The sequence below is a fragment of the Belnapia sp. genome (assembly GCF_059504005.1).
Genome location: NZ_JCACHU010000088.1, coordinates 1 through 4,299 on the forward strand (window position 1 = coordinate 1; position 4,299 = coordinate 4,299).

Sequence of the window (4,299 nt, forward strand, 5' to 3'; positions counted from 1 at the left end):
CCCGGCCTTATCCTACCCGAAGCGGCCCAAGCCGCCGACCGCTGCAACAAAGCGACTACAGGCCGCTAGCAGTAACGCTGCAACCATCGCTACCTGTCGCAGCGCTGCCTGATGCCGCAGAGTTTGCCACATCATGCTGCCGCCGACGAGCATCGGAGGGAGGGCGTGCGCGGGTTCCGCCATCTCAAGTTAGTCGCCCTTCGAGTAGGTGAAGCCAACGCGCTGCAGCTCAACGAGAAAGGCGACGACGCTTGGTACGAGCACGGCACCGGGGATGAGGTGATTGGTCAAGTCGGCAGCGATGGCATCCGCAGGGGGGCTGGATGCGCCGGCCTTCTGGTGCAGGCTGCGCGAGATGGCATGGATCGAATCATGGCAGGCGATGAAGATCGCGCCTCGCTCCTGCAGGGTACGAATGTTATTATTCTCTGGACCATAATAGCCGGCGACATTCTGAATGTCGTCGGATGGCGCGGTTCCAAGCTTGGGCGCCACGAAGATGTTGGTGGCCGCCTTTCCTCCAGAGAGTGTCGCAAGGCCGTATGTATCCCAGGCTGCCTGATTAAAGAGTGCGAGATGCGCCGACCCGTGGATCGCTGCCACGGCGAGGAAGCCAGGGTTGCCATGCGCGTAGACTTGGCCGCTGATTGCCTCCCGCATCAGGTTGAGCCAGGGTGCGCCGATCTCGGTGCATTCCCAGACCTGCAGTGCCCGGTTGCGGTAGGCAAGCACCAGCTCGGCCGCTTCATAGTCCCACTGATCGCGGGAAGTGACCATGAAGGGCATCGTGCCGAAGGTCCGGCGACGGGGTGCGGCTGCAAGCCGCTGCTTCAGCTGTTCCAGATCCTCGCTCACTAGCGTCGTAGCTTCCTGCGAAACGGCGGCCGAGGCGGAGCTGGCAAGTCCGGCGAGGAGAGCACCCTGGCTTAAGACACCGAGCGCGGTGCGCCGCCTCGGCCGCAAGAGGAGGTTCGTCATGGCTTGCTCCTGGACGACTGTCGCGAGTTATGGATACTGCGGAATTCCTGGTCTGGGACGAAGCCGTCGCGGTTCGGCATCCGGACCGACGGCAGGCTCGTGCGATCAAGGGTCGCATCGGCCGGCACGATGCCATTGAGGCTCAGAATGTAGGCGACGACGGCATAGGTATCGTCGTCGCTGAGCGTCTGCGGTGCCGGGTAGGGCATGGCGCGGCGCACATAGTCGAAAAGCGTCGGCGCATAAGGCCAGAAGCTTCCGACCGTCTTGACCGGATGGTCCGAAGTCAGGCTGCCCTGGCCGCCTTCGAGGCGGTCTGCGATGCCGCCCTGGCCGCGGTCACCGTGACAGGCCGCGCAGTTCTCCTCGAAGACTTGGCGCCCTTGAGCCACGCTACCACGGCCTGCCGGCAAGCCCGTGCCGTCGGGCAAGACATCGATGTTCCAAAGCGCAACCTCGCCCGGGGTGGCCGGGCGGCCCAGCTCCGCTGCGGAGGACGCTATGGCGCAGGTCAGCACGGCCGCGAGGCCGCATGCGGCGGATCTAGGCCAAGACATTGCGCACCTTTCCTTCGGCGTCGATCGCCCAGGTCTGCTGGGCGTTGAAATGGAAGAGGGCGTTTGTCCCGGTGGCGGCGATGAAGCTCGCCCGATCGGGTTGCACGTTGCCCTCCTCGTCGGTGGAGCGGCTCAAAATCTTGGTTGGCTTGCCGTCCCAGACCCAGTCCGCCTGGAAGCGTGCCTGAGCCTTCGGCAGGGCGGGTCCGGCGATCGCCGCGTCACGCCAGGTCCTCGCGCCATCGGTGCTGACCTCCACCCGCGTGATGCGGCCGTGGCCGCTCCAGGCGAGCCCGGTAATGCGATGGGCGCCCGGTTGGACCTGCATCATCCCGGACGGCGAGGTGATCACCGAGTTTACCTCTTGCCGGAGCTGGAACTGGCGCGCCGTGCCATCCGCCTGGAGTTGCGTATAGCGGGCAGTCTCCCAACGCGTGATGAACGGCCTGTCGCCAAACTTCAGCCGCCGCAGCCATTTGATGTTCAGGTTGCCCTCGAGCCCTGGCAGGAACAGGCGCAGTGGAAAGCCATGGGCGGGCCTCAGCGGCTCACCGTTTTGGCCATAGGCCAGCATGCCCTCGGCGATGATCTCGTCGGTAAGCGGGATGCTGCGCGCGACTGCGGACCCGTCGCCGCCCTCCGCCAACATCCATGTCGAAGCAGGATCGACGCCGAGCGCGTCGATGAGGAAAGACAAAGGGACACCGGTCCACTCATTCGTGCTGATTAGCCCATGCGTGTTCTGCACCGTCAGCTCGGGCGGCGCCTGCTTCCAGTTCTCCCAGCCATTCCCGGTGCATTCGAGGAAGGCGACGCGAGACGTCGACGGCATGGCGAGGATGTCATCCATGGTGAAGACGAGATCCTTCCTAACCATGCCGTGAACGAGCAGCCGGTGCTGGGCGGGGTCGATGTCGGGCACGCCTGAGTGACTGCGCTCGTAATGCAGGTCAGCCGGCGTGATCGTGCCGACAAGCTTGTCCATCGGCGTCTTCGAGTTGATGGCCTCGCTCGGATCGACCGGCCGGCGACCTGGAGTGGATTCTGGAATACGCGCAATATGCACGTATTCGGAGCGCTCGCTGGTCGCCGAGAGCGGTGCGCCGGGACCACGGGGCGGCACATCGGCCAAGCTTTCGGCGACGGCGGGCCCTGCAATGGCGGCGCCGGCCGCGCCCGCCAAGATGCGGCGCCGCGACCTGACCGCAGCATCTTGCGCGGGGCCCGTGTCTCGAGGCGTGAGGTCCATAGTGTTTGCTCCTGCATGGGAAAGATTGGCTTGCCGGAAACCACTCCGGCCCCAAAGCTCACCTGGGCGGCGCTCCTATTGCCGCGGCGATGAGCGGCTCGGCCCCGGCGAGCTTTTCGGCAAGCCCTGCCGGCAGGCCATGCCGTCCCTCGAGCGAACTGGCCGGCATGTAGACCACCAGGACCTTGCCCCCTGCCTCCTCCCGCACCAGCACCTTCAGCGGCAACTCCAGGCCGAAATCCGGCGCCGCAATCATCAGCGGCGTGCCGCCCTTTGGGTTGCCGTAAACGAGGAGCGTGGTAGGGGGCATGTCGAGACCGACAGACTTGGCAGCCTCGCGCTGGTCGATAGCCGCGAAGATGGTGAAACCTCTGCCCTCCAGCGTCGACCGCAACTTCTGGACGGTGTCCGCGAAAGGGTAGGCACTCTGAAGCCGCTTGGCGTCGGTCATGCTTGCCTCCGTCGAATGCGCCGTCGTCGTCCAGGGCAAACCAGTGAGCAGCAGGCCGCTCGCAGCCACCCGCCTCAGCACCAAGCCTCGGTCCTTCATGGCTCGTTCCTCCCCAAAATCACGCCGACAAGATCCGTAAATCGCGCACGTTCTGCCCCAATCCATTCGGAAGCCGACAGACGTGGGAATGACACAGGCAGATGCCTACACAGACGTTTCAAACGCCCTCTGCTAGCAGCTTGACGAATAATGCCGGGGTGACGAGGGAGCCGCCCCATTTTGCGTCCCACTCCATGGTAGACTTGTTCTGCAGCAACATGCGTCGGTCCCGCGTCCAATGCCCGTTAAATGTTGTGAGCGGTTGTGAGAGTCGGGGGAATTTGGCGTAGAAAGGGTGTCGGGAAGGCTACCGCCAAATTGCCGCCGCTCAGGTGCTGAGGTGACACGGCGAAAATGGTCCGGCTTTGGTGTTAGTTTTTCAGCGGATTTCCTCATGACGGATGTGGAGATTGGCCATGAAGCGGCGGTTCTCGGTGGAGCAGATCGTGGCGGTGCTGAAGCAGGCCGAGTTGGGCCTGCCGGTGGCCGAGCTGACGCGTAAGCTCGGCATCTCGGAACAAACCTTCTACCGCCGGAAGAAGCAGTACGCCGGGATGGAGACGGACCAGGTCCATGAGTTCAAGCAGCTGACCGAGGAGAATGCCCGGCTCAAGCGGCTCGTGGCGGAGCTCAGCCTCGACAAGGCTGTGCTGCAGGATGTTCTGTCAAATGGGTTCCCCGGCCAGCGCTCATGAAGGGGGTTGTGTCCCATGTGGCGACGCGCCACGGCTCCAGCGAGCGCCGGGCCTGTTCTCTGACGCGCTAGCATCGGTCGACGCAGCGCAAGCCAGGCACCAGGGACCCACGGCTCGGAATCCGGCAACGCATGCATGAGATCGCGCAGACGCGGATCCGCTATGGCTACCGGCGGGTCCACATCATGCTCAGGCGTGACGGTTGGACGGCGGGGCAGCGTGTTGCATGGGTCAGGGGCCTGGACGCATTCGTCCCTGCCCACGCTTGCG

General features: G+C 64.4%; 4 protein-coding genes and 1 pseudogene. 1 reads left to right on the plus strand and 4 read right to left on the minus strand.

Annotation, left to right across the window (positions count from 1 at the left end; translation table 11 throughout):
• Window positions 1–189 precede the first annotated feature (189 nt).
• From tetH to AC5JJ1_RS12885, 4 genes are read right to left on the minus strand one after another with little or no spacing between them, the layout of a single operon-like run.
• The gene (gene tetH, locus AC5JJ1_RS12870) at window positions 190–978 is read right to left on the minus strand and encodes a thiosulfate dehydrogenase (RefSeq protein ID WP_495785504.1); all 789 of its coding nucleotides are present in this window, start codon (window positions 976–978) and stop codon (window positions 190–192) included.
• Window positions 975–1,496: a c-type cytochrome gene (locus AC5JJ1_RS12875; protein WP_495785505.1), complete on the minus strand. Its 522-nt coding sequence runs from the start codon at window positions 1,494–1,496 to the stop codon at window positions 975–977. Before AC5JJ1_RS12875 ends, tetH begins: the two co-directional genes overlap by 4 nt.
• A 25-nt stretch (window positions 1,497–1,521) precedes the next feature.
• Window positions 1,522–2,784, minus strand: coding sequence for a sulfite dehydrogenase (gene soxC, locus AC5JJ1_RS12880; protein ID WP_495785506.1), 1,263 nt, complete (start codon window positions 2,782–2,784; stop codon window positions 1,522–1,524).
• 58 nt (window positions 2,785–2,842) lie between these two features.
• Complete coding sequence (locus AC5JJ1_RS12885; protein WP_495785507.1) at window positions 2,843–3,235, minus strand: DUF302 domain-containing protein; 393 nt, start codon at window positions 3,233–3,235, stop codon at window positions 2,843–2,845.
• Window positions 3,236–3,750: 515 nt separating this feature from the next.
• On the opposite strand from AC5JJ1_RS12885, the pseudogene AC5JJ1_RS12890 reads away from it, so the two are divergent.
• Window positions 3,751–4,235 (plus strand): annotated as a pseudogene (locus AC5JJ1_RS12890) (transposase); the annotation flags it as partial.
• Between the last annotated feature and the right edge of the window lie 64 nt (window positions 4,236–4,299).

What these genes read in the sequence shown, in the direction of transcription:
- soxC (WP_495785506.1), bottom strand. Translation starts at nt 2,784, where the DNA reads ATGGACCTCACGCCTCGAGACACGGGCCCCGCGCAAGATGCTGCGGTC.
- tetH (WP_495785504.1), bottom strand. Translation starts at nt 978, where the DNA reads ATGACGAACCTCCTCTTGCGGCCGAGGCGGCGCACCGCGCTCGGTGTC.
- AC5JJ1_RS12885 (WP_495785507.1), bottom strand. Translation starts at nt 3,235, where the DNA reads ATGACCGACGCCAAGCGGCTTCAGAGTGCCTACCCTTTCGCGGACACC.